Origin of the sequence: Myxococcus sp. AM010 (assembly GCF_013372585.1) — a bacterium.
GTDB classification, from domain to species: domain Bacteria; phylum Myxococcota; class Myxococcia; order Myxococcales; family Myxococcaceae; genus Myxococcus; species Myxococcus vastator.
The window spans coordinates 1-239 of the sequence record NZ_JABXEO010000273.1; the positions used below are offsets into that span (position 1 = coordinate 1).

A 239-nucleotide genomic window follows, 5' to 3' on the forward strand; every position below is an offset into this window, starting at 1 on the left:
GCGAATCGGGAGGGTCGGCGGCGCGTCGCCGCTTCCACTCGTGGGGTAGCAGCTCACCGATGCGCGAGTTGGGGTGTGTCTGCACGCGCAGCAGGACGTCCGCGAGATACGTCTCGGGGTTGACGCCGTTGGCCTCGCAGGAAGCCACCAGTGCATAGAGGCTCGCGAGGTTCTCTCCCGCGGCCTCGTGGCCGACGAAGAGAAAATTCTTACGGCCCAGGGCGGCTTTCCGTAGCGCC

Annotated in this window: 1 protein-coding gene; it reads right to left on the bottom strand. The window is 66.9% G+C overall.

Annotated elements, in window-relative coordinates:
• The coding region (locus HV826_RS38320) for a transposase domain-containing protein (protein WP_176421600.1) at positions 1–239 on the bottom strand (239 nt) is incomplete at both ends.